Here is a 306-nt window from a genome sequence, read left to right as displayed (position 1 = left end):
GGTTTTTATTTCACTACACGGTTTGTCCTTGTATTACAGAAATCAGCCAGGGTGACAAAGTCAGTGTATCTGGATTCAACTCTAATGGTATCCCAGTGCCTGCTCCAGAGCGTCTCTTTCTTCACTTCCTAACAACACATCTGTCTCTCCCCGTTCTACTTCCTTTATATAGACGTAGCAGCCTTCCCTGCTGTGTACTGAGTTCAAAACAAAACCTGTGTTGGTATAATCAAGAAGAGCCATTGCAAAGCTCAAATTTCCGCCCATACCTTTAAAAGCATTGTATTTCACGAGACCAAATTTCTG

General features: G+C 42.2%; 1 protein-coding gene. It reads right to left on the bottom strand.

The window, feature by feature from the left end:
• Positions 1–81: 81 nt before the first annotated feature.
• The coding region (locus NE473_RS30940; RefSeq protein ID WP_256265627.1) for a DUF4446 family protein at positions 82–306 on the bottom strand (225 nt) is incomplete at its 5' end.

Origin of the sequence: Hungatella sp. SL.1.14, from assembly GCF_024460495.1 — a bacterium.
Classification (GTDB): domain Bacteria; phylum Bacillota; class Clostridia; order Lachnospirales; family Lachnospiraceae; genus Hungatella; species Hungatella hathewayi.
This window is presented reverse-complemented; position numbering and strand designations above follow the sequence as displayed.